23 protein-coding genes are annotated in these 23,204 nt (G+C 51.6%); 7 read left to right on the top strand and 16 right to left on the bottom strand.

Translation table 11 applies throughout. The annotated features are described in order from the left end of the window. Nucleotides 1-222 precede the first annotated feature (222 nt). From anmK to pdxY, 5 genes are all read left to right on the top strand, one after another. A complete protein-coding gene (anmK, locus tag NMD08_RS14415) occupies nt 223-1,344 on the top strand; it encodes an anhydro-N-acetylmuramic acid kinase (protein WP_151219095.1) in 1,122 nt (373 codons plus the stop codon). Nucleotides 1,345-1,431: 87 nt separating this feature from the next. Then, nucleotides 1,432-1,761 (top strand): C-type lysozyme inhibitor, encoded by a 330-nt coding sequence (gene mliC / locus NMD08_RS14410; RefSeq protein WP_151219096.1) that lies wholly within the window; start codon nt 1,432-1,434, stop codon nt 1,759-1,761. A 58-nt stretch (nt 1,762-1,819) separates the two neighbouring features. After that, nucleotides 1,820-2,476: a pyridoxamine 5'-phosphate oxidase gene (pdxH, locus tag NMD08_RS14405; RefSeq protein ID WP_087878779.1), complete on the top strand. Its 657-nt coding sequence runs from the start codon at nt 1,820-1,822 to the stop codon at nt 2,474-2,476. A gap of 126 nt (nt 2,477-2,602) precedes the next feature. Next, entirely contained in the window at nt 2,603-3,877 is a 1,275-nt protein-coding gene (tyrS, locus tag NMD08_RS14400) for a tyrosine--tRNA ligase (protein ID WP_003029168.1), read from the top strand. A 64-nt stretch (nt 3,878-3,941) separates the two neighbouring features. Then, a complete protein-coding gene (pdxY, locus tag NMD08_RS14395) occupies nt 3,942-4,802 on the top strand; it encodes a pyridoxal kinase PdxY (protein ID WP_151219097.1) in 861 nt (286 codons plus the stop codon). An 83-nt stretch (nt 4,803-4,885) separates the two neighbouring features. Here the strand turns inward: pdxY and gstA are convergent, their stop codons facing one another. The 12 genes from gstA to blr form a co-directional block, all read right to left on the bottom strand. After that, nucleotides 4,886-5,491 carry a glutathione transferase GstA gene (gstA, locus tag NMD08_RS14390; protein WP_151219098.1) on the bottom strand — a complete coding sequence of 202 codons (606 nt, stop codon included), beginning with the start codon at nt 5,489-5,491 and terminating at the stop codon, nt 4,886-4,888. Between the two features lie 104 nt (nt 5,492-5,595). Continuing rightward, nucleotides 5,596-7,101 (bottom strand): dipeptide/tripeptide permease DtpA, encoded by a 1,506-nt coding sequence (dtpA, locus tag NMD08_RS14385; protein ID WP_187252496.1) that lies wholly within the window; start codon nt 7,099-7,101, stop codon nt 5,596-5,598. Between the two features lie 613 nt (nt 7,102-7,714). Beyond that, on the bottom strand, nt 7,715-8,350 hold the full coding sequence (gene nth / locus NMD08_RS14380) for an endonuclease III (RefSeq protein ID WP_003029161.1): 636 nt from the start codon (nt 8,348-8,350) through the stop codon (nt 7,715-7,717). After that, entirely contained in the window at nt 8,347-9,042 is a 696-nt protein-coding gene (locus NMD08_RS14375) for an electron transport complex subunit E (RefSeq protein WP_151219099.1), read from the bottom strand. Before NMD08_RS14375 ends, nth begins: the two co-directional genes overlap by 4 nt. A gap of 3 nt (nt 9,043-9,045) precedes the next feature. After that, nucleotides 9,046-9,666, bottom strand: a complete 621-nt coding sequence (gene rsxG / locus NMD08_RS14370) for an electron transport complex subunit RsxG (protein WP_370618412.1) — start codon at nt 9,664-9,666, stop codon at nt 9,046-9,048. 9 nt (nt 9,667-9,675) lie between these two features. Then, a complete protein-coding gene (gene rsxD / locus NMD08_RS14365) occupies nt 9,676-10,728 on the bottom strand; it encodes an electron transport complex subunit RsxD (RefSeq protein ID WP_151219101.1) in 1,053 nt (350 codons plus the stop codon). Then, complete coding sequence (gene rsxC / locus NMD08_RS14360; protein ID WP_370618410.1) at nt 10,729-12,753, bottom strand: electron transport complex subunit RsxC; 2,025 nt, start codon at nt 12,751-12,753, stop codon at nt 10,729-10,731. Further along, nucleotides 12,746-13,324, bottom strand: a complete 579-nt coding sequence (gene rsxB / locus NMD08_RS14355) for an electron transport complex subunit RsxB (protein ID WP_006684670.1) — start codon at nt 13,322-13,324, stop codon at nt 12,746-12,748. The genes rsxC and rsxB overlap by 8 nt, the downstream gene beginning before the upstream one ends. Then, complete coding sequence (rsxA, locus tag NMD08_RS14350; RefSeq protein WP_003029144.1) at nt 13,324-13,905, bottom strand: electron transport complex subunit RsxA; 582 nt, start codon at nt 13,903-13,905, stop codon at nt 13,324-13,326. Before rsxA ends, rsxB begins: the two co-directional genes overlap by 1 nt. 76 nt (nt 13,906-13,981) lie before the next feature. Further along, complete coding sequence (locus NMD08_RS14345; protein WP_151219115.1) at nt 13,982-14,422, bottom strand: DUF2569 domain-containing protein; 441 nt, start codon at nt 14,420-14,422, stop codon at nt 13,982-13,984. 90 nt (nt 14,423-14,512) lie between these two features. After that, nucleotides 14,513-14,728: a transcription modulator YdgT gene (ydgT, locus tag NMD08_RS14340; protein ID WP_151219116.1), complete on the bottom strand. Its 216-nt coding sequence runs from the start codon at nt 14,726-14,728 to the stop codon at nt 14,513-14,515. A gap of 293 nt (nt 14,729-15,021) precedes the next feature. Beyond that, nucleotides 15,022-15,147, bottom strand: coding sequence for a division septum protein Blr (gene blr / locus NMD08_RS14335; RefSeq protein ID WP_187253015.1), 126 nt, complete (start codon nt 15,145-15,147; stop codon nt 15,022-15,024). A 241-nt stretch (nt 15,148-15,388) separates the two neighbouring features. Here blr and NMD08_RS14330 point away from each other — a divergent pair, with 241 nt between their 5' ends. Continuing rightward, a complete protein-coding gene (locus NMD08_RS14330) occupies nt 15,389-16,429 on the top strand; it encodes an oxidoreductase (RefSeq protein WP_370618408.1) in 1,041 nt (346 codons plus the stop codon). A gap of 96 nt (nt 16,430-16,525) precedes the next feature. On the opposite strand, the gene add is transcribed toward NMD08_RS14330, so the two are convergent. The 3 genes from add to malX form a co-directional block, all read right to left on the bottom strand. Continuing rightward, nucleotides 16,526-17,527, bottom strand: coding sequence for an adenosine deaminase (gene add / locus NMD08_RS14325; protein ID WP_151219119.1), 1,002 nt, complete (start codon nt 17,525-17,527; stop codon nt 16,526-16,528). A gap of 100 nt (nt 17,528-17,627) precedes the next feature. After that, the gene (locus NMD08_RS14320) at nt 17,628-18,800 is read right to left on the bottom strand and encodes a MalY/PatB family protein (protein ID WP_370618406.1); all 1,173 of its coding nucleotides are present in this window, start codon (nt 18,798-18,800) and stop codon (nt 17,628-17,630) included. Between the two features lie 10 nt (nt 18,801-18,810). Beyond that, entirely contained in the window at nt 18,811-20,403 is a 1,593-nt protein-coding gene (gene malX, locus NMD08_RS14315) for a maltose/glucose-specific PTS transporter subunit IIBC (RefSeq protein ID WP_370618404.1), read from the bottom strand. A gap of 169 nt (nt 20,404-20,572) precedes the next feature. Here malX and NMD08_RS14310 point away from each other — a divergent pair, with 169 nt between their 5' ends. Then, the gene (locus NMD08_RS14310) at nt 20,573-21,601 is read left to right on the top strand and encodes a Mal regulon transcriptional regulator MalI (protein WP_151219121.1); all 1,029 of its coding nucleotides are present in this window, start codon (nt 20,573-20,575) and stop codon (nt 21,599-21,601) included. Nucleotides 21,602-21,646: 45 nt separating this feature from the next. Here NMD08_RS14310 and NMD08_RS14305 read toward each other — a convergent pair whose 3' ends face one another. After that, on the bottom strand, nt 21,647-23,155 hold the full coding sequence (locus tag NMD08_RS14305) for a YdgA family protein (protein WP_151219122.1): 1,509 nt from the start codon (nt 23,153-23,155) through the stop codon (nt 21,647-21,649). Nucleotides 23,156-23,204 lie beyond the last annotated feature (49 nt).

Here is a 23,204-nt window from a genome sequence, read left to right as displayed (position 1 = left end):
AAATTATATGGCATTTGTGAACCCAAGTTCACATGTTCTACTGGAACAATATGAAAATCTTAACTGAAATCGGATATACCGAGTATAAACGAATCATTCATATAATTGATGTAATAAAGCATCCATTGTAATGATTAGCCATCAAAAATCATTAAGGAAGCATGGCATTACTCGGCACTTTATGGTTGAGTGTCAAGGCTAATTTGCTTAAAAGGATGACATATGAAATCGGGCCGTTTTATCGGTGTAATGTCTGGAACCAGCCTTGATGGCGTCGATGTTGTGCTGGCGACAATAGATGAAACGATGGTTGCGCAACAGGCGAGTCTGAGCTGGCCTATCCCTGGTCATGTAAAACAAGCGATTCTGGATATCTGTCAGGGTCAGCAGCTTACGCTTTCTCAGTTTGGGCAACTGGATGCACAGCTCGGTTATCTGTTTGCTGAGGCGGTGAATGCCCTGCTGGCGCAGGAAAAGATGAAACCGCAGGACATTGTTGCGATCGGTTGTCATGGGCAAACCGTGTGGCATGAACCGACAGGCCCCGCGCCGCACACGCTGCAAATTGGCGACAATAATCAGATTGTGGCACGCACAGGGATAACCGTAGTAGGCGATTTTCGCCGCCGCGATATCGCCCTCGGCGGGCAGGGGGCACCGTTGGTTCCGGCTTTTCATCAGGCACTGCTGGCTCATCCAACGGAGCGGCGGATGGTGCTAAACATCGGCGGAATTGCCAATTTGTCTCTGCTTATTCCCCAGCAACCCGTTCGCGGCTACGATACCGGACCTGGCAATATGCTGATGGATGCCTGGATCTGGCGGCAATGTGGTCAACCCTACGACAAAGATGCGCAGTGGGCCAGTTCAGGAACGGTGATCCTGCCTTTACTGCAAAATATGCTTAGCGATCCTTATTTTTCTGCGCCTTCACCCAAAAGCACCGGTCGTGAGTATTTCAATTATGGCTGGATAGAACGTCATCTGTCGCAGTTCCCGGGTATAAGTCCGCGGGATGTACAGGCGACGCTTGCCGAACTGACCGCGGTGACTATTTCAGAGCAGGTCTTGCTCAGCGGCGGCTGTGAACGACTCATGGTCTGCGGGGGAGGAAGCCGTAATCCGCTGTTGATGATGCGTCTGGCGGCATTATTGCCGGGTACAGAGGTCACCTCAACCGATGAAGCCGGGATTAGCGGCGACGATATGGAAGCGTTAGCCTTTGCCTGGCTGGCGTGGCGAACGCTTGCAGGGTTACCGGGAAATCTGCCTTCAGTCACCGGCGCATCAGAGCCGAGCGTTTTAGGGGCGATTTATCCAGCTAACCCACGAACTCAGAGTTAACTGAAATTATTCAGCGCCATATGCCGGTAAACTAGGAATATTAGGGAGGGTGCCATTACCCTCCAGGACCAGGAAAGTCTTCAGGATATGGCTATGAAAAAACTGTTGTTAGTGTGTCTGCCGGTACTGCTTAGCGGGTGTAGTGTGTACAACCAATTTGTCGAACGTATGCAAACGGATACGCTGGAATATCGTTGTGACGAAAAACCGCTTACCGTGAAGTTGAACAATACCCGTCAGATGGCAAGCTTTGTATATGATAATCAGCTATTGAACCTCAAACAGGGCGTGTCGGCATCAGGTGCGCGCTATACCGATGGTATCTACGTCTTCTGGTCTAAAGGCAACGAGGCAACGGTCTATAAACGAGACAGAATTGTGCTAAATAACTGTCAGTTACAGAACCCGAAGCGTTGAGATTTTCACCTGGGCGGCGCACAATAGCGTCACCCACTGACAATCCGTAGCCAACATCATGTCTGATAACGACGAATTGCAGCAAATAGCGCATCTGCGCCGTGAATACACGAAAGGCGGTCTTCGCCGCCGCGATCTTCCCGCCGACCCCCTTGCACTGTTTGAGCGCTGGCTGGGGCAAGCCTGTGATGCCAAACTCGCCGATCCCACCGCGATGGTCGTTGCGACCGTCGATGAAAATGGTCAGCCGTATCAGCGTATCGTGTTGCTCAAACATTATGATGATAAAGGGCTGGTGTTCTATACCAACCTCGGTAGCCGTAAGGCGCATCAGATCGAGAAAAACCCACGCATTAGCCTCTTGTTCCCCTGGCACACGCTGGAACGGCAGGTGATGGTTATCGGTAAGGCTGAGCGTCTTTCCACACTTGAAGTGGTCAAATACTTCCACAGTCGCCCACGCGACAGCCAGATTGGCGCCTGGGTATCTAAACAATCCAGTCGGATCTCCGCTCGCGGTATTCTCGAAAGCAAATTCCTCGAACTGAAACAGAAGTTTCAGCAAGGGGAAGTGCCTCTGCCCAGTTTCTGGGGCGGCTTTCGTGTGAGTATTGAACAAATGGAGTTCTGGCAGGGTGGTGAAAACCGCTTACACGATCGTTTTTTATACCAACGCGAAGATAACGCGTGGAAAATTGATCGCCTGGCTCCCTAAAGATGCAAATTTCTTGTTTTAAGCGCTGGTGCTGAACAATCCGGCGCTTTATTCTATGTTTCTTTCGCATCAGGCGAAAAGTCGTGTACCGGCAAAGGTGCAGTCGTTTTATACATGGAGATTTTGATGGCAAGCAGTAACTTGATTAAACAATTGCAAGAGCGGGGGCTGGTGGCCCAGGTGACGGACGAGGAAGCGTTAGCAGAGCGACTGGCGCAAGGCCCGATCGCGCTCTATTGCGGCTTCGATCCTACCGCTGACAGCTTGCATTTGGGGCATCTGGTTCCATTGTTATGCCTGAAACGCTTCCAGCAGGCAGGCCATAAACCTGTCGCACTGGTAGGTGGCGCAACCGGTCTGATTGGTGACCCGAGCTTTAAAGCCGCCGAGCGTAAACTGAATACCGAAGACACCGTGCAGGAGTGGGTGGACAAAATCCGCAAACAGGTTGCGCCGTTCCTCGATTTCGACTGTGGCGACAACTCGGCGATTGCTGCGAATAACTACGACTGGTTTGGCGGTATGAACGTACTGACCTTCCTGCGTGATATCGGCAAACACTTCTCTGTTAACCAGATGATCAACAAAGAAGCGGTGAAGCAGCGTCTGAACCGCGACGATCAAGGGATCTCCTTTACCGAGTTTTCTTACAATCTGCTGCAGGGTTATGACTTTGCCTGTCTGAATAAACTGCACGGCGTGGCGCTGCAGATTGGTGGTTCAGACCAGTGGGGTAACATTACTTCAGGTATCGATTTGACCCGTCGTCTGCATCAGAATCAGGTATTTGGTCTGACCGTTCCGCTGATCACTAAAGCTGACGGCACCAAATTCGGTAAGACTGAAGGCGGCGCTGTGTGGCTGGATCCGAAGAAAACCAGCCCTTATAAATTCTACCAGTTCTGGATCAACACCGCCGATGCGGACGTTTATCGCTTCCTGAAATTCTTCACTTTCATGGACATTGAAGAGATCAATGCGCTGGAAGAAGAAGATAAAAACAGCGGTAAAGCACCGCGTGCCCAGTATGTACTGGCCGAACAGGTCACGCGTCTGGTTCACGGTGAAGAAGGTCTGGTTGCGGCAAAACGCATTACCGAAAGTTTGTTCAACGGTAATTTGAGCGATTTGAGCGAAGCTGATTTCGAACAGCTGGCGCAGGATGGTGTGCCGATGATCGAAATGGATAAGGGTGCCGATCTGATGCAGGCGCTGGTGGACTCCGAACTGCAGCCTTCTCGCGGTCAGGCACGTAAGACCATCGCGTCAAACGCGGTGACCATCAACGGTGAGAAGCAATCTGATCCGGAATATTTCTTCCAGGAGAGTGATATCCTGTTCGGGCGCTACACCTTACTGCGCCGTGGTAAGAAGAATTATTGTCTGATTTGCTGGAAGTAAGATTTAGTTAGCAGGGGCGTGGGAAACTTCGCCCCTTTATTTTTTCAGGGTTGTGGTAAGCAAAATGAAGAATATCCTCGCCATCCAGTCCCACGTTGTTTTTGGTCATGCGGGCAATAGTGCAGCAGAGTTTCCAATGCGTCGTCTTGGCGCAAATGTCTGGCCGCTGAATACCGTTCAGTTTTCTAACCATACACAATACGGTAAATGGACCGGTTGCGTTATGCCGCCGAGCCACCTGACCGAAATCGTTCAGGGTATTGCCGATATTGATAAACTTCAAACCTGTGACGCAGTCCTGAGCGGTTATCTTGGTTCAGCAGAGCAGGGCGAGCATATTCTGGATATTGTACGCCAGGTGAAAGCGGCCAATCCGCAGGCGAAATACTTCTGCGACCCGGTGATGGGGCATCCGGAGAAAGGGTGTATCGTTGCACCCGGCGTCGCTGAGTTTCACGTGCGCCATTCGTTGCCGGCCAGCGACATTATCGCCCCGAATCTGGTTGAACTCGAAATTTTGTGCGAACACGCGGTTAACAGCGTCAATGAGGCAGTGGCAGCCGCACGTGAGCTCATTGCGCAAGGACCGGCAATTGTGCTGGTGAAGCATCTGGCTCGTGCAGGTATTAGCTCAGATCGTTTCGAGATGTTGTTGGTCACAGCCGACCAGGCGTGGCACATCAGCCGACCGTTAGTTGATTTTGGCGCTCGTCAGCCCGTTGGCGTCGGTGATGTCACCAGTGGCTTGTTGCTGGTTAAACTGTTGCAGGGGGCGTCTTTACAGCAGGCGCTTGAGCATGTGACAGCGGCGGTGTATGAAGTGATGATCGCCACCAAAGAGATGCACGAGTATGAGTTGCAGGTGGTGGCCGCGCAGGATTCTATCGCCAGGCCTGAACATTACTTCAGCGCGACGCAGCTGTAATCAATGCCCGATGGCGCTCTCGCTTATCGGGCATTGGTTTGACTATAGGCCGGGTAAGCGCCAGCGCTACCCGGCAACAGCAGTTAATTTAACCCTTCAGCTTTCAACGCCGCTGCAACCGCCGGGCGTTCAGCCATCCGCGCCATATACGCGTCTATATTGCTTAAACCGGCCATATTCAGCTTCACCGCATAGGCCCAGCGCAGCACGGTGAACAGATAAGCGTCCGCAATGCTGAAGCGCGAGCCACAGATCCATGGGTTATCTTTCAGCGAGTCATTCACATACTGCATTTTTTTCTCCAGCAGCGCGCGAACGGTTGGCTTGAAGTCCTCCGGCGTATCGGGACGGAAAAGTGGTGTAAAGCCTTTATGCAGCTCTGTCGCAATGTAGTTAAGCCATTCGATGGTTTTGTAACGGGAGAGGCTGCTTGTAGGGGCCAGGAGCTGACGGTCTGGCACGCTGTCTGCCAGGTATTGCATGATGGCGACGCCTTCGGTCAGTAGCGTTCCGTCATCCAGCAGCAGCGCGGGGACTTGACCTTTTGGGTTTACCGCGAAAAAATCATCGCCGTTTTCCAGACGTTTCTTCATCAGATCAACACCATCCAGCGTGAAATCTTTACCGCTCTCACGAAGCGTGATGTGGGAAGCGAGAGAACAAGCGCCCGGTTTGTAGAACAGTTTCATCGGTAACTCCTTTTGGCTGAGGTATACCGTATGGTAGTGCTACCTCAGGCAAAAAAAAAGCCGCTAACATCAGTTAGCGGCCGGAAAGAAAGTTTCCCTGAGAATTACGCTGTTGCGGCCTTAGCGGCTTTCTCATCGGCTTCGTCGTCCTGAGTCATACGATTCAGTTTCGGTGCCGTCAGCAGCATCAGAACAGCGATAACCGCCGTTGCAACACCAATCTGCAGGAACACGCGACCGTAGACTTCCAGAGACATCAGCGGGTCAGTCACATTCTCTGGGACCGCCATCATGTTAGCCACGTAACCACCGATGATATTGGCACCGGCAGTGGTCAGGAACCAGCTCCCCATGATGAAGCCCATCAGGCGTTGCGGAACCAGCTGTGCCACCATTGCCAGACCCAGACCGGAGATCATCAGCTCACCGATACTTTGCAGGCCGTAGCAGATGATCAACCAGTTAACGGAAACGATGCCCGCGTCGGTAGCGAATTTCGCACCCAGCGGCAGGATCAGGAACGCACCGGAACACAGCACCATACCAATCGCAAACTTGGTTGGCATCGGCAGCGTATCGCCCATCTTGTTATAGATAGCGGCGAGGATTGGGCTACCAATGATAATCCAGAACGGGTTCAATGCCTGGTATTGTTCAGGTTCAAAAGCAATACCAAGAATAGAGTGCTCAACGTTACGAATCGCGAAGAAGTTCAGCGAGGTCGGCATCTGGCTGTACAGCACGAAGAAGATAATCGCTTCCAGCATCAGAATGAAGGCAACGATCATTTTACGACGGGCAGCACCTTTCATGGTGAAGGCTTCTTTACCGAAGATAAACACGATACCAATGGCAATCACACCCAGAACCATACGTGCGATCTGCTGGTTATGCAGCAGCCAGGTTGCAATCGCGATCAGCACCACAACGCCAACGATGGTCAGCAGCAGGTTACGGAAGTTGATTGGCTCAAAGTCAGGCTTAGAACCGTACTGTTTAACCCAGCGCTGGCAGAATGCGAAGTTAACCACGGTAATCAGCATACCCACGACGCTCAGTGCGAACGCGGTGCTCCAGCCGTAACGCGCAGCCAGCCACGGCGTTGCCAGCATAGAGAAGAATGAACCGATGTTGACGGACATATAGTACATGGTAAATGCACCATCAAGACGCGGGTCATCTTTGGCATAGCAGGTAGAGAGCAGGGATGATGGGTTTGCTTTAAACAGACCGTTACCGACTGCGATGGCCGCCATACCCATATAAACGATACCCGCATCGTGACCGGACCATGCTACCAGCGCATAACCAATCGCCAGCACAACGGCACCCAGCATAATGACGCGTTTTGTACCCAGAACTTTATCACCTAACCAACCGCCAATCGCAACCAGGCCATATACCAGGGCGCTAAAGGAGGAGAAAAGGGTGATGGAATCCGCTTCTGACATGCCCAGTTGTTTAACCAGGTAGACGGCCATAATTCCTTGCAGGCCGTAATAACCAAAACGTTCCCACAGCTCAATTGAGAAAATGAGATAGAACGCTTTTGGTTGTTTGAAGGCGTTTAAACTCACGCCTTCTGTTGGTTTATTGTTTGCAGTAGACACTTTTACCTCTTTTTTTACATCCCATATCAACGGGGGTGTTCAGGTACGTGATGAGTCAAGTTCATCCGTCCGATTGTTATAGTGGGAGGGGAAACGGCAAGTAATGTTCACTATCTTGACCCTTCAGACAAGTGGTTTGTAATAATCTGTTACATATATCATGACTGGTGAAATCGTCGGGGCGCTGAAATGTTATCTAGCGTTAAATTTCTTCATTTAGAAAATGGCAGATTTTTACACTGTTTAATTACGGTGAAAACCGCAATGTGGCGATATGTTCTGCTATTTGCGGTTGAATCCAGTGATATAGGCCAATATCTGAAAAATAGCTAGTGTAATGTTTTGTTTATAAACTGTTCACTTAGGTCATCTGATTGTCACTTTAACTAAAAAATAAATATTTTTTAACATTGTGTTAGCTGCGTGATCCTGATCACGTATAGATAGAAATTTCTAGTACTAAAAAAACGATTAACCTGCTCAGGCGCTAATTCACAAGAATATTACATTAGAGATGGGTAATTGAATGGCATCATTGTCGGGAAAACTATTGCGAGGGAGTGCATAACTAATCGTTATGTATGCGAGGGGCAAAGAGGATGCCCCGGCAGCATCAGATATCAACTTTCTCTTTGAATTCACAGAGATCTTCGATGATGCAGGAACCACAACGAGGCTTCCTGGCTATACAGGTGTAGCGGCCATGAAGAATTAACCAGTGATGGCAATCGACTTTAAATTCACTGGGTACGACTTTCAGTAGCTTCTCTTCTACCTGTTCGACGTTTTTACCAGGGGCAAATTGTGTCCGGTTACATACCCGGAAAATATGGGTATCTACAGCAATAGTCGGCCAGCCAAAGGCAGTATTTAACACCACATTCGCCGTCTTGCGCCCAACGCCAGGCAGGGCTTCTAATGCGGCTCTGTCTTCCGGAACCTCGCCATTGTGTTGTTCCAGTAAAATGCGGCAGGTTTTAATCACGTTCTCCGCTTTGCTGTTAAACAAACCGATTGTTTTAATGTAGGACTTAACGCCTTCGACGCCTAGCTCCAGCATCGCGGCGGGCGTATTAGCGACGGGGTAAAGCTTGGCCGTTGCTTTATTGACGCTGACATCGGTGGCCTGAGCGGAAAGCAAGACCGAAATCAGCAGTTCGAAAGGTGATGTAAAATTAAGCTCGGTTGTTGGATGCGGATTGTTATCACGCAGGCGAGTGAGAATTTCCAGCCGTTTAGCTTTGTTCATGACACATTCCCTGTTTCACCAGCCGGACTGTCCACGACAGCCGCCTCGGCACGACGTTTCTTCATTTTCTCATCAATAAGATACTTAACTGCCAGCATCAAGCCCAGACCAATAAACGCGCCTGGTGGCAGCATGGCCAGCAGAAACGGCGTATCAGTATGGAAGATCTCAACGCGCAATACTTTAGCCCAGCTACCCAACAAACCGTCGGCGCCATCAAATAGTGTACCGTTACCAATTATTTCACGCAGTGAGCCCAGAACAAACATGGCGCCGGTAGCCCCCATACCGATGGAGAAACCATCGAGCGCGGATAATGCAGGGCCTTTTTTGGCGGCGAAGGCTTCAGCACGACCAACAACAATACAGTTGGTCACAATCAGCGGGATAAAGATGCCCAGAGACTGATACAGGCCAAAGGCGTAGGCATTAATCAGCATCTGCACTGCACTCACCACAGAGGCGATGATCATGACATAAATTGGAATACGGATTTCAGGCGGTGTCCAGCGACGAAGGGCCGAAATCGTCAGATTGGTCAGCGTCAGGACGAGCGTCGTCGCGAGCCCCAGCCCCAGCGCGTTAGTGGCGGTAGAGGTAACAGCCAACAACGGACACATCCCGAGTAACTGCACAAGCGCGGAGTTATTTTTCCATAACCCCTGGACAATAACGTCTTTAATTTCGCTCATGGTTTATTCTCCACAGGCGCTAAGTTGAGGAAGCTGTGCGGGTAGCGTTTGCGCATACAAACCGGCGCGTTTTACTGCATTCACTACCGCCCGCGGCGTAATGGTTGCGCCAGTAAACTGGTCAAAGTCACCGCCGTCTTTTTTTACCGCCCAGTGGGCGTCGTTACCCGCAGCGATTGTTTTGCCACTAAAGTGGGTGATCCAGTCAGAAAGCCGCAGTTCGATTTTGTCGCCCAGTCCCGGCGTTTCATGATGCTCGGTTACCCGCGTACCCAACACAGTACCCGTAAAATCGACACCGACCAGCAGTTGAATAGCCCCGGAATAACCATCTGGCGCCGTAGCTTCAAGAATTGCTGCCACGGGATGGTCGTCCTGGCGCGCAATATACACACGGTGAGTACCTTTACCTAACGCCTGCGCATTAACCAGATAACAGCTCTCAGACAAGTTATTATTGTAGCGCTCGCCTGGCAGAACCTGATCGAACAGTGCTTTTTGCTGCAGTGCGGCCTGTTCATCAATGGTGGACTTGGTTAATTGATTGATTGCCGCGGTTAATCCCGTTGAGCCCGCAGCAAACAGCGCCAGCGTAATACCGTGTTTACGAATCGTTTTCAGCATTGGAATTCCTTAGCGATGTCCGTACACGCGAGGGCGGGTGTAATAATCAATCAAGGGAACCGTGATATTTGCCAGTAATACGGCAAAGGCCACACCGTCAGGATAACCGCCAAAACTGCGAATCAACCACACTAACAGACCTGCAAGTGCGCCAAAAATCAGGCGGCCACGGTTAGTTGTCGAGGCCGTAACGGGGTCGGTAAGAATAAAGAATGCACCCAGCATGGTCGCGCCTGAAAGCAGGTGTAACTGAGGTGATGCGAGTGACTCCGGTGAGATCCACCATCCCAGGGTGGCGCAAACGGCGAGAGACAGAAGAAAGCTAACCGGGATATGCCAGCGAATCGCCTTCTGCCATAACAGAACGATCCCGCCTGCCAGCCAGGCAAGATTAACCCACTGCCAGCCTGCACCTGCCAGCACACCGCTATAGATCGGGTATTGCATCACCTGTTCAACAGTACGCCCTGCATGCAATGACGTCTTAAAGGTGTCAAGAGGCGTTGCCTGGCTGATACCATCAATGCCCATTCGCAGCGTATTCATATCCCCGCCGCTGACGGTGTGGCCGCTAAGGATAACGTTCAGTGCGTCAAAGAACCCTGGCACGGTAGCCGCAATTTCGTGCGGCGGCAGCCAGCTGGTCATCTGTACCGGAAATGAGATTAGCAGCACGACGTAACCAATCATGGCAGGGTTAAACGGGTTCTGACCGAGACCGCCATACAACTGTTTAGCAATAATAACCGCGAATACCGTGCCTAATACCACCATCCACCAGGGGGAGAGCGGAGGAATACTCACGGCCAGCAACAACCCGGTGAGTAACGCGGAGTTGTCTTTTAAAATTGGCACGATGGGTTGTTTCCTCAGTCTAAGCACGCCCGCTTCGGCGGCGATAGCGCTGATGGCGGCCAGAACTATCTGGAACAACGTACCCCAGCCAAAGAACCACAGCTGCGCGGCGATCCCTGGCAACGCCGCAAGTAACACCAACATCATGATTCGTGATGTCTGGCGCTGGTTATGGGTATAAGGGGAGCTTGCTATTCTGAATACCATTTATTCCTCGTTAACAACCTGCTGCTGCGCGGCTTTCTTTGCCTGAGCGCGTGCGATAGCGGCCGCGACGGCGGCTTTACGTGGATCAACCGACTCGGTTGTTGCCGTTGCTGTCTGCTGCTCAAGCTTGCGTGCTTTGGCACGAGCGATTGCCGCTTCCACGGCGGCTTTGCGGGGATCAACCGGTTCGGCTGTTTCCGGTGCTGTCTGCTGCTCAAGCTTGCGGGCTTTGGCACGAGCGATTGCCGCTTCCACGGCGGCTTTGCGGGGATCAACCGGCTCGGCTGTTTCCGTTGTTGTCTGCTGCTCAAGCTTGCGGGCTTTGGCGCGTGCGATTGCCGCTTCCACGGCGGCTTTACGTGGGTCACTACCTGTGCTGTTCTCTTCAACCTGGGCCTGATTTTCCGTTCGGGCCACGCGAGCCTGCGCCTTACGCGCCTCGCGTGCGGCTATCACGGCGCTATTGTCAGGTTTTTCGCCTGGTTGAATCACCACGGGTTGCAGCACCTGAGCCTGCTTTTCTTTTACGCGAGCCAGCGCGGCGGCGATGGCATCATGATCTTTCGCTGCAGGCTGAACGGCTGCGTTTTTGTGACGTTCAAGACGGGCAGCTTTTTCACGTTCAAGGCGTGCCTGTCGGGCTTCAAATCGCGCTTTTGCTTCAGCTGCACGTTTTTCTTCCTGACTAATGGCGTAAATCTCGGCTTTTTCCTGACGGAAATACTGCACCAATGGAATGTTGCTTGGGCATACCCAGGCGCAGGCACCGCATTCAATGCAGTCGGCGATATTGTGGGCCGTGGCTTTGTCGTGCTGTTGCCCTTTACTGAACCAATAAAGCTGCTGTGGCAGGAGATCGGCCGGGCAGGCATCGGCGCAAGCGCTACAGCGAATACAGCCTTTCTCTTCTGGCGTTTCACCCATTTCACTAGCAGAAGGTGCCAGAAGACAGTTGGTTATCTTGACCACCGGTACATCCAGCCATGGCAGCGTAAAGCCCATCAGCGGTCCACCCATAATCACCATCTGGTCGGCGGAAGGACAAAAGCCCGCGTCGTTGAGCAGATGACGAACTGGCGTACCTAAACGCGCCCAGACGTTGCCTGGACGACTGACGGCCTCCCCGGTAAGCGTCACGACACGCTCGGTGATCGGTTCTCCGTCAATTACCGCACGTTTGATCGCATAGGCGGTTCCGACGTTTTGCATCAGCACGCCAATATCGGATGAGCGTCCACCATGGGGAACCTGCTTGCCAGTCAGAATTTGCGTTAACTGTTTGGCCCCGCCGGACGGATACTTAGTAGGGATCACGCGCAAGCTGATATCGTGTGAATCAGCCAACACCGCGCGCAGCATGGAAATTGCCTGCGGTTTGTTATCTTCGATGCCCAACAGAATTTCACGTGGCTGAAGAATGTGGGCCAGGATGCGGATACCTTCGACGACCTGCGCCGCGCAGTCCTGCATCAGGCGGTCATCAGCTGTAATATACGGCTCGCATTCAGCGGCGTTGATGATCAGTGTTTCAATTTTATCACCGCCGCCCTGCAGTTTTACACCGGTGGGAAAACCTGCGCCGCCCAGTCCGGCGACGCCAAACTGATGAATACGCGCGATCAGTTCTTCTCGGCTGCGGGAGCGGTAATCGGCCCAGCCGTCGCGCTCAATCCAGCGGTCTTCGCCATCAGCGTCAATGATAACGCTCAGCTCAGCTAACGCCGATGGATGCGCGGTAGAGTGCGGGGCAATGGCCACCACGGTGCCTGACGTTGGCGCATGTACCGGAAGCATTTTGCCACGCCCTATGGTTAGCGCCTGACCTCGCAACACAGTGTCGCCCACGCTGATGCACAGTTCACCCTCCGCGCCAATATGTTGTTTCAGCGGAATAACAAAACGTGGCGCCAGCGGAACCTGCCGCAGCGGCGTACCGTTTGACTGAGTCTTCATTTCTGGTGGATGAATGCCGCCATCAAAGTCCCAGATTTTATTTTTTCTGAATGCAGAGAATAACTTAAACATGTTGTTCCACGGGAATGATGCGCACAGGAATGGTGTTTAAATCCCATTTCCAGCTGTCTGGTGTCTCGGCTACCGGACGTAACTCGATGCACTGCGTCGGGCACGGATCAACGCACAGGTTGCAGCCGGTGCAGAGATCGCTCATCACCGTGTGCATGGCGCGCGTCGCGCCCACGATCGCATCGACGGGGCAGGCCTGAATGCACTTTGTGCAACCGATACAGTTATTTTCATCAATGACCGCCAGCATACGTACGGGCGTAACATCATGTTCATCACCATCAATCGGCTGCGGGTCGACGTTCAGCAGGGCGGCAATTTTTAACATCACAGCTTCACCACCGGGTGCGCAACGGTTAATTTTTTCACCCTGAGAGCCGATCGCTTCTGCATAAGGATGGCAGCCCGGATAACCGCATTGTCCACATTGGCTTTGTGGTAGAATTTCATCAATTTTCTCCACCACCGGATCATCCTCGACGGCAAAGCGTCGTGAGGCGTAACCCAAAATAGCGCCGAACGCCAGACCCAGTAGACTCACTGCGGCAACGGCAATCCAGATAGCATTCATTACAACTTCACCAAACCACTAAAGCCCATAAAGGCCAATGACATTAGACCGGCGGTAATTAGAGCAATTGCGTTACCGCGAAACGGAGCCGGGACATCTGCCACAGCAAGGCGTTCGCGAATAGCAGCGAACAGTACCATCACCAGCGAGAAGCCGACAGCGGCGGAAAAACCGTACAGTGCCGACTGTAAAAAGTTATGGCCGAGGTTGATATTCAGAAGCGCCACACCCAACACCGCGCAGTTTGTGGTGATCAGCGGCAGGAAGATCCCCAGCAGACGGTAAAGTGCAGGGCTGGTTTTGCGTACAACCATCTCAGTAAACTGCACAACGACAGCGATAACCAGAATAAATGCCAACGTGCGCAGATAGATGAGATTGAGCGGGATTAGAATCCAGGTATCAATCAGCCATGCGCAGATGGATGCCAGCGTCATGACAAACGTCGTGGCAAGGCCCATACCCATTGCGGTTTCCAGTTTTTTGGAAACGCCCATGAATGGACAAAGGCCCAGAAACTTAACCAGTACAAAGTTATTGACCAGTACAGTTCCGACAAACAGCAGCAGGTAATCAGTCATTTTTCGGCCTGAAATAAAAAAGCCGCCTATTATCTGACAATCCAGAACAGGCGACAACAGGTTAACTGTAGGGTTATTACGGGTTCACAAACGTTGTTTTTACGCGCTGCGAGCGTTTAAAGTAGGGTACCAACAGTGCTGCCGCTAACAATGGGAACAACAGTTGGCGCACGGCAAAGGCGTCCGGGACCGGTGAAAAAGCAAACGCTTTAATCGCCAGTAGCACGGAAATCAACAACCACAGAATATAGTGCTTGGGCACACAGGCTCTGCGCTTGAAAAATGCAATCGTCAGCCACAGTGTGTAATACCACATGGCGATTGCGGTAATAAAGGAGACGCCCCATAGCAACAAATTGGCCGTACTTTGTTCACCCAGGGTTTGGAAGGTTTGCGGTGTAGCCAGCGCAGTGACGTAAAGTAGTAACGCCAGCGAAGCGCTCAGCAATGCGACTAACAGCCAGGCCAGTGGCCCAAGTAGCCAGCCTCCGATACGTTGTGCCGGTGTGGTAGTCATCTCTTCTCCAGGTTACGCGCGCGATCAAGCATGCCTTTTATTTTGGGGCAATTATTATAAAGCTTTTAACGTTAAGCGCTACTTTCTTATTTATTGCACGTAATGCCAGACTGATTTAGGGATCTGACCAACATCAAACAGGCGGCCTCCCGAAGTTAGCTCTGCACGGCGGTGGTCTGCCGCACGGTACATATTGATAATGTCGCCGTCGTCGGTGAGCGTGTAGTTAAGATGGTCGAACAGTTTTTCCAGGCTTTCGAGTGAACTGATTTTGCGGAATTTTAATAAGTAATCCTGAACAGTCATAAATGAAGATCCATATTAATAAAATAATACCAACGGAGTAGATAATATAAAAAATAAACAACGTGCACAGGTAAAAGCGGATTTACGCGCAAATGTAAGAAGAGAGTTCATACCTGTGGAAAAGTAGGCGTTATGCACACCTGCAGCAAGGGTAACGCGCTTCGCTACCACAGGCAATATGCTGCGGAGAAGGATGCGGCATAATTCGCTTTTTTTGACAGAATTCGATCTTTTGTAGCCATATGACGCAACTAACACATGTTAATTGCCGGGCGCAAAAGTGCTGCAGATGCTTATTTCTTCTGCACGGTAGCAACGGGCTCCGGCGGCTGGTAATTGTCAATATGATTGGCAATACCCAGCAGGATCACGGAGACGGTGAGAACAATCCAACCAGTTAATTCAATAAGACGATTCATTACTGATGACATTTGCTTTGATTTATCCATAAACACAGGCTGCAAATGTTACTAATCTCTCAATAATACAGCAAGATAATTGGGAACGATTTCTCCCTCTTTTTCGCGGCAAGTTAAGCATAAGTGGCATATGTTTGACTTAAGTTAAGAAACAACCTTTGTAGCGTAAAGGTTATTAAACTATTGAGACGTTGCAGGGTATGGTGTGAAATAGGTCAGTCCTGAATTGAGAGGCAATAACATGAGCGACAACATCCGCGTTGGGCTAATTGGCTATGGTTACGCCAGCAAAACTTTCCATGCCCCGCTGATCGTGGGCACACCGGGCCTGGAATTGGTTGCAGTTTCCAGTAGTGATGAAGCAAAAGTGAAGGCAGACTGGCCGCAGGTCGCGGTTGTTGCTGAGCCTAAGCATCTTTTTAACGATCCGAATATCGACCTGATTGTGATCCCCACGCCTAATGATACGCACTTCCCGTTAGCAAAGTCTGCGCTGGAAGCGGGCAAACATGTGGTTGTTGATAAGCCTTTCACTGTGACACTGTCACAAGCTCGCGAACTGGATGCGTTAGCGCGTAGCCTCGGGCGTGTGCTGTCTGTTTTCCATAATCGGCGCTGGGACAGTGATTTTCTGACGCTCAAAGCTCTGCTGGCGGATGGTGTGCTGGGGGAAGTCGCGTATTTCGAATCTCATTTCGATCGTTTCCGTCCGCAGGTTCGTGACCGTTGGCGTGAACAGGGCGGCCCGGGAAGCGGTATCTGGTATGATCTAGCACCGCACCTTTTGGATCAGGCGATTAACCTGTTTGGTTTACCCGTCAGCTTGACGGTTGATCTGGCTCAACTTCGCCCGGGGGCGCAAGCAACGGACTACTTCCATGCCATTCTGACGTATCCGCAGCGTCGTGTGATTCTGCACGGTACCATGCTCGCAGCCGCAGAATCGGCCCGTTATATTGTACACGGTTCGCGCGGTAGCTATGTGAAGTATGGTCTTGACCCACAGGAAGAGCGCCTGAAAAATGGCGAGCGACTGCCTCAGGAGGATTGGGGTTATGACATGCGCGATGGCGTATTGACGCGAATTGAAGGTGAAGAGCAGGTTGAAGAGACCTGGCTTACCGTACCGGGCAACTATCCTGCGTATTATGCTGGCATTCGTGATGCGTTAAATGGTCACGGTGAAAACCCGGTACCGGCGAGACAAGCGATCCAAATCATGGAACTGATTGAGCTTGGTATTGAATCAGCTAAGCATCGTTCGACATTGTGCCTTGCCTGATTACGCTAATGCCGGATAACTATGCCCGGGCACAGTTATCCGGCTTACAAAAACCAACGTAGGCCGGATAAGCATTAGCGACCTGCGATACTGCCGTTACGCTGCGGCAACTTTCTCACGCAGCGCACGTTTCTCTTCGTTACTCAGAAATGCCATTTCCAGTCCGTTGATTTGCGCCTGGCGGATCTGTTCGCGCGTTAACCCCGCAGCGGGTGCGGCAATGGTGTACTCATGAATAATATCCACCCCTTGCACCGCCGGATCGTCCGTATTTAAACTGGCTACCACGCCGTGCTCGAGGAATGTCTTCAGCGGATGGGTCGCCAGCGAGGCGACGGTGCTGGTCTGAATGTTCGATGTCAGGCAGGATTCGATGCCGATCCGGTGCTCAGCGAGATAATCCATCAACGCACGATCTTCAACGGCTTTAACGCCGTGACCAATACGCTCAGCGCCCAGCTCTTTAATGGCCTGCCAGATGCTTTCTGGTCCCGCGGCTTCACCTGCATGCACGGTAATACGCCATCCCGCGTCACGCGCCTGGTTGAAATGCGACAGGAACAGACTACCCGGGAAGCCCAGCTCGTCGCCGGCCAGATCCAGGGCGGTAATCTGGTCCCGGTGTGCTAACAGCGCATCCAGCTCCTGTAGGCAGGCGGCTTCACCGAAGGTACGACTCATAATGCCAATTAAGCGTGCCTCGACGCCAAAGGTCTTGCAGCCTTCGCGAACGCCGGCAATGACGGCTTCAACTACGCCAGCAACGGGAAGTTGATGCGCCATCGCCATATAGCCTGGGGAAAAACGTAATTCTACATAGTGCAGGCCGTTACGTGCGGCATCCTCAATATTCTCAAATGCCACACGGCGACAGGCATCCAGCGAGGCCAGTACCTTCACGCCCCAGTCGAGCTTGGATAAAAAGCTCACTAAATCCGGCTCAGTAGATGTGATTTGTACATGAGGGATCAGTGTTTCAAGTGTTTGCGCCGGAAGCGTCAAATTGAACTGACGACCCAGATCGAGGATCGTTTGTGCACGGATGTTACCATCAAGATGGCGATGGACGTCGGTTAGTGGGAGGGAAGTATCAATCATGGTCGCACTCGTGTATTTAGGTAAAGTGCGTCGTATTATATGAAAAAATCGGGATAAAAATCTATGTTGCGCAATGAATAATTTCATTGCGCAAACTGAGTTAGCGTACCGAATGGATGGCGTTAATCAATCCCTGAACGCCTTTTTCAAGCTTGGATCGTGGACATCCGGCGTTGAGACGCACAAAACCTCGACCTTCTTCTCCGTAGGTATATCCCGGCATGATGGCGACTCTCTGCTGGTTGATGAGAGCATCCTGCAAGGCATGGTCATCAATATTCAGCGGGCGCAGGTCAATCCATGCCAGATAAGTGGATTGCGGAACCTGCCAGTTAAGTTCGGGGAAGGCCGCATTTAGCTCTTGGGCTACGTAATGCAGATTACTGGCAAGATAGTCGCGCAGCGAATCAAGCCAGCTTGCGCCTTGTTGATAAGCGGCAATATGCGCGCTAAGCGCCAGCACCGCAGGCGAGGAAAGACCATCACGACCCTTCAACGCGCTGAGGTAATCATTGCGGCTTTGCGCATCCTCAATGATTCCATAAGCCCCGGTTAATGCCGGAATATTAAAACTCTTTGAGCCGGAGGTGAGCAGAGCCCAGTTTTCGCGCGCGACGTTACTCCACGGAATGTGCGGTTGTTCTCCCCATACCATATCCATATGGATCTCATCGGAAATAACCTTAACGCCGTGGCGTTCGCACAGTTCCGCCATGGTTTCCAGTTCATTGCGAGTCCACACTTTGCCCGTCGGATTTTGTGGGCTGCAAAGCAGAAGAATTTTACTTTCTGGTCGAGAAAGCGCTTTCTCCAGGGCAACCATGTCGCAATACCAGCCGTCAGTGCGCTTTTCCAGCTCAACTGCGCTTACCTGGCGCTGATTACCTTCAATTGCTTTGTAAAACGCGTCATACGCCGGGGTATGAATAACCACCGCATCGCCCACGCAAGACCACTGGCGGATCAGCTCCGAGACCATATAGATGACCGAGGGGCCATACACCAGCGACTGAGGATCGATTTGCGTATTATGACGCGTATGAAACCAGTGGCTAATCGCTGCCAGAAACTCATCATTTTTCCAGCGACTGTAGCCGAGCACGCCATGTGACAGGCGCTGAGTCAGCACCTCCAGAATACAAGGCGCGGTGGCAAAATCCATATCGGAGATGGTGAACGGCAGCAGGTCGGCTGAACCAAAACGGTCGGCAACGTAATCCCACTGAGTACACCAGGTACCGTGCCTGTCCACTACCTTTGAAAAATCATACATAGTGTTGTCCTTAAGCCTGTACGGTGTTCATCAGAACCGCGATCTCGTCTTTTACTGACTGGACCTGCGGACCAATAACGACCTGAAGGTTATGCTGATTGAGCTGTACTACGCCAATGGCACGATTGTCCTTCAGAGCCTGTACGTTAACAAGCGACATATCTTTTACTGACAAACGCAGACGGGTAATACAGTTATCCAGGCTGACAATGTTTTCCGCACCGCCCAGCGCTGCCAGAATAGCAGGAACGTTGTAACCCGATTTACCAGGCGCTCCAGCCATGACTTTCTCGATGTTGTTGGCAAGTTCTACTTCACGACCCGGCGTCTTCAAATTGAAGCGTGTGATGGCGAAGCGGAAGATCACGTAGTACACCGCAAACCAGATCGCCGCTACAACAGGGACCAGATACCACTTGGTGGACAGCCCGTGCAGAATGCCAAACACCACGAAGTCAATCAGGTTACCGTCAGTATTACCGATGGTGACGCCAAGTACCGCCATTACGGTGAAGCCAAGCCCGGTCAACAGGGCGTGGATCACATACAGAACTGGGGCGACGAACAGGAATAAGAACTCGAGGGGGTCGGTAGTGCCACCAATAACGCAGGCAATCAGACCAGAAATTAATAACCCTTTAATTTTATGACGATTTTCAGGACGCGCGCAGTGGTACATCGCTAATGCCGCACCCGGTAAACCACCGAGGAACGCCGGCATTTTACCCTGGGACAGGAAGCGAGTTGCGCTTTCAGAGAAACCTTGCGTTGTCGGGCAGCTCAATTGAGCCTGGAAAATAGTCAGTGCGCCGCTCACACTATGACCGCAGACTTCCTGAGTACCACCGGCCTCCGTGAAGCGAATTAATGCCACCAGAATATGATGCAGGCCAAAAGGTAGCAGCAGACGTTCACCGGTACCAAACAGCATCGGACCAAATTCGCCTGCGCTGTTGATGATGTGGCCGAGCCCGGTAATACCCATGGCGAAAACCGGCCAAATCAGGGGAATAACCAACCCGACCAGTCCCATCACCACCGAGGAAATGATAGGCACAAAGCGGGTTCCGCCGAAGAATGCCAGCGCATCCGGCAGGCGAATATTGTGGAAGCGTTCATGCAGCATCCAGACAATGATCCCGGCAATTACTGCGCCGAGGATCCCGGTATCGATCGACTGGATCCCCAAAATATTTTGCACGTTGTTGGCTTTCAGGATCGCCGCGTCAGTTGTGGGTAAGATACCTTTGGCGGTTAACCAGAAGTTGACGGCAAGGTTCATGACCGCATACCCGACAAAACCGGCAAAAGCCGCCACGCCTTTGTTCTCGCGCGCCAGACCAAGAGGAATGGCGATACAGAACATCACTGGCAGGAAGCTAAACGCAAATGAGCCAACTTTACTCATCCAGGTAAAGATGGCCTGTAGCAGCGGATTCCCCAACGCCGGGATCAGCGTCAGGACATCATGGCTGCTTAACGAGCTGCCGATCCCCAACATGATCCCACAAAATGAGAGCAGTGCGACGGGCAGCATGAAGGTCTTGCCCAACTGCTGAAAAAATTCCCATAACGTTATTTTTGGTGTGGTTCTCGTCGTCATCAAACGACTCCTTGTAAAAGCTGGCTGACTAATGATGGCGAGAAGATAAAACGTTTTACCTAATTTTAGTGCGGTACAAATCACATTATCGAACGATAATAGAGCGTATAAATATAAGTGATTGATAAAACGTTTTATCCATCACGTTATCAGGGAGTTTTCTGTTTTTATGGCTATAGCCAAAAAAATAACCATCCATGATGTTGCGCTGGCTGCAGGGGTTTCGGTCAGTACTGTCTCATTGGTGCTTAGTGGAAAAGGGCGAATTTCATCAGCGACCGGCGAACGGGTGAATGCTGCTATTGAGCAACTGGGATTTGTACGTAACCGGCAAGCATCTGCATTGCGCGGTGGGCAGAGCGGTGTTATTGGTTTGATTGTGCGCGATCTTTCTGCGCCATTTTACGCCGAATTGACGGCGGGCCTGACGGAAGCGTTAGAAGCACAGGGGCGCATGGTGTTCTTACTGCACGGCGGGAAAGATGGTGACCAGCTGGCCCAGCGTTTCGCGATGTTACTCAATCAAGGGGTAGATGGCGTGGTGATCGCGGGGGTAGCTGGCAGCAGTGACACACTGCAACAGCTGGCTGCTGACAAAGGGATCCCAGTGGTTTTTGCATCACGAGCCAGCTATATGGACGATGTTGACACCGTCAGGCCCGATAACATGCAGGCTGCACAGTTACTGGTTGAACATCTGATCCGCCACGGACACCAACGAATTGCCTGGCTGGGTGGCAAGAGTTCTTCATTGACCCGCGCAGAGCGCGTCGGCGGCTATTGTGCTACGTTGCTAAAATATGGTTTACCGTTTCATAGCGAGTGGGTGCTGGAATGTTCATCCAGTCAGAAGCAGGCCGCAGAAGAGGTGACGGCGCTATTACGTCGCAATCCAACGATCAGTGCGGTGGTATGCTACAACGAAATCATTGCCGTAGGTGCCTGGTTTGGCCTGATGAGAGCGGGGCGTCAGAGTGGTGAAATTGGCGTAGATCGCTATTTCGAACAGCAAATTTCGCTGGCCGGATTCGCCGATGTGGCAGAAAACGCGCTGGACGATATTCCCATTATCTGGGCATGCACGCCTGCGCGTGAAATGGGATACACCCTTGCTGAACGCATGTTACAACGCATTGGCCACGATGAAAGTCATTCACGCAATCTGACGCTTTCCGCTCGTCTGGTGGCAGCGAAATAAAAAAGCCCGACAAACAACGTTATCGGGCCTGTCATCGAGACGTGATTACTGTTGAGGGATGGCTGGAACATCCGGTTCTGCCAGAGAAGGCATACCGAACATACCAACAAACTCATCCAGTGGCATTTTTTGCCCGTTCAGCGTTACCTGGCCGTTAGCGTATTGCAGGCTGGAGCCGATAACGTTGTCCTGCAGCGTCGTAATACGGAACATCTGGCCCATTGCCGCCAGGCCATTAACCTGTTGCTTCGCCAGATCCGCCGCTTCTTCCTGCTGATATCCTTCCAGTTTGGCAATCTTCGTCATGAACTCGGTCGCCATATCGACAGGGATTGTCAGCTTCGCATCCAGTGATTTGACTGAACGGTCCACTTCCTGAGCCAGCGTTTGCGGCTCCACGGTATTTGTGGTCGGATCTTTTAGCAGCAGGGACAGGTTAAATGCGGTTTCACCCTTTGCATTCTTCCAGCTCAGTGGGGCAATGGTGATAACCGGTTCGCCTTTCATCAGAATCGGCAGCGCATTAAAGAAGGCTTCAGTGACTTTCTGTTGATAGAGCTCAGGGTTCTGTACCACATCAATCTGCGCCATCAGCGCTTTGGTTTGGGCGCTGTATTGCTGACTAAACTGATGCAGTGCTTCCCCGTCAATCTGGCCAACTTTCAGCGTCAGCTTACCGCTCCCCATATCCTGACCCTGCAATTTCAGGCTATTCAGGGTGTAATCCAACTGGCTGTTGACGGTTTTGCCATCGTTGATCAGATCGGATTTACCATCGATGCCCATGCCTTCCAGAACCGCTAACTCTTTGCCTTCGACTGAAATCGACAGTTTTTCGAGTGACAGTTTCTGGTCGCCAATGCGTTCACCAAAGCTGGCGATACTGCTGGAACCTTCAGTTTTCAGGTTATTGAACGTAATTTGTACTTTCTGATCATACTCATTAACCGCATTAACCAGACCACTCTGCGCATCGCCAGTTAACGACACAGCATTACCGTCTTTGTCAGCGGTAAACTGGAACTCACCGCCGCTAAAGGCGACTTTTTCATCGCCTTTCTCGTAGTTCAGTGGTTTGAGAGTGAGATCGGAACGGGTATCCCCGCTGTAGCCAATGCGCGAATTAATGACGAATGGCGTCTCGCCTTTGGCAATATCAAACAGTGGTTTGGTAACGTCGTTATTCACCAGCGTCGTTTTCACGGAGGCCATCGCTGGAACCAGATTCAGTGACTTCAGTTGGGCCAGCGGGAAAGGACCGTGATCCACCGTTTCATTCAGGACAATACTTTGCCCCGGTTTCAGCCAGGAATCTGCCTGTCCGGCAATAGGTTTTACCACCAACTGCAGTTGGCTATTGAACACGCCGCGCTGGTAGTTCTGATAACTCAGTTCAATGCCAGCCTCGGGAGAGTAGCGTTTTAACTGATCGTTTGCCTGCGTCACCATCTCGGCGAGATGCGTTTCGAGTTTTTTTCCTGTGTACCAGGCGCCGCCCGTCCAGACGATACCCAGTGCAACCACCACACCCGCAGCTACCAGCGATTTTTTCATTTTGATATCCATATAATAAAACCAGACGCTTGAAGACGCCTGGAGGAGT

The organism is Citrobacter meridianamericanus, assembly GCF_041320245.1.
In the GTDB taxonomy this organism is placed as follows: domain Bacteria; phylum Pseudomonadota; class Gammaproteobacteria; order Enterobacterales; family Enterobacteriaceae; genus Citrobacter; species Citrobacter meridianamericanus.
Note: the sequence above shows the minus strand (reverse complement) of the source record. Positions and strands in the feature narration are given on the sequence as shown.

Bases quoted from the DNA above. Each gene is read 5' to 3' on its own strand.
- anmK (WP_151219095.1), top strand. From the start codon at position 223: ATGAAATCGGGCCGTTTTATCGGTGTAATGTCTGGAACCAGCCTTGAT.
- mliC (WP_151219096.1), top strand. From the start codon at position 1,432: ATGGCTATGAAAAAACTGTTGTTAGTGTGTCTGCCGGTACTGCTTAGC.
- pdxH (WP_087878779.1), top strand. From the start codon at position 1,820: ATGTCTGATAACGACGAATTGCAGCAAATAGCGCATCTGCGCCGTGAA.
- tyrS (WP_003029168.1), top strand. From the start codon at position 2,603: ATGGCAAGCAGTAACTTGATTAAACAATTGCAAGAGCGGGGGCTGGTG.
- pdxY (WP_151219097.1), top strand. From the start codon at position 3,942: ATGAAGAATATCCTCGCCATCCAGTCCCACGTTGTTTTTGGTCATGCG.
- gstA (WP_151219098.1), bottom strand. From the start codon at position 5,491: ATGAAACTGTTCTACAAACCGGGCGCTTGTTCTCTCGCTTCCCACATC.
- nth (WP_003029161.1), bottom strand. From the start codon at position 8,350: ATGAACAAAGCTAAACGGCTGGAAATTCTCACTCGCCTGCGTGATAAC.
- NMD08_RS14375 (WP_151219099.1), bottom strand. From the start codon at position 9,042: ATGAGCGAAATTAAAGACGTTATTGTCCAGGGGTTATGGAAAAATAAC.
- rsxG (WP_370618412.1), bottom strand. From the start codon at position 9,666: ATGCTGAAAACGATTCGTAAACACGGTATTACGCTGGCGCTGTTTGCT.
- rsxD (WP_151219101.1), bottom strand. From the start codon at position 10,728: ATGGTATTCAGAATAGCAAGCTCCCCTTATACCCATAACCAGCGCCAG.
- rsxC (WP_370618410.1), bottom strand. From the start codon at position 12,753: ATGTTTAAGTTATTCTCTGCATTCAGAAAAAATAAAATCTGGGACTTT.
- rsxB (WP_006684670.1), bottom strand. From the start codon at position 13,324: ATGAATGCTATCTGGATTGCCGTTGCCGCAGTGAGTCTACTGGGTCTG.
- rsxA (WP_003029144.1), bottom strand. From the start codon at position 13,905: ATGACTGATTACCTGCTGCTGTTTGTCGGAACTGTACTGGTCAATAAC.
- NMD08_RS14345 (WP_151219115.1), bottom strand. From the start codon at position 14,422: ATGACTACCACACCGGCACAACGTATCGGAGGCTGGCTACTTGGGCCA.
- ydgT (WP_151219116.1), bottom strand. From the start codon at position 14,728: ATGACTGTTCAGGATTACTTATTAAAATTCCGCAAAATCAGTTCACTC.
- blr (WP_187253015.1), bottom strand. From the start codon at position 15,147: ATGAATCGTCTTATTGAATTAACTGGTTGGATTGTTCTCACCGTCTCC.
- NMD08_RS14330 (WP_370618408.1), top strand. From the start codon at position 15,389: ATGAGCGACAACATCCGCGTTGGGCTAATTGGCTATGGTTACGCCAGC.
- add (WP_151219119.1), bottom strand. From the start codon at position 17,527: ATGATTGATACTTCCCTCCCACTAACCGACGTCCATCGCCATCTTGAT.
- NMD08_RS14320 (WP_370618406.1), bottom strand. From the start codon at position 18,800: ATGTATGATTTTTCAAAGGTAGTGGACAGGCACGGTACCTGGTGTACT.
- malX (WP_370618404.1), bottom strand. From the start codon at position 20,403: ATGACGACGAGAACCACACCAAAAATAACGTTATGGGAATTTTTTCAG.
- NMD08_RS14310 (WP_151219121.1), top strand. From the start codon at position 20,573: ATGGCTATAGCCAAAAAAATAACCATCCATGATGTTGCGCTGGCTGCA.
- NMD08_RS14305 (WP_151219122.1), bottom strand. From the start codon at position 23,155: ATGAAAAAATCGCTGGTAGCTGCGGGTGTGGTGGTTGCACTGGGTATC.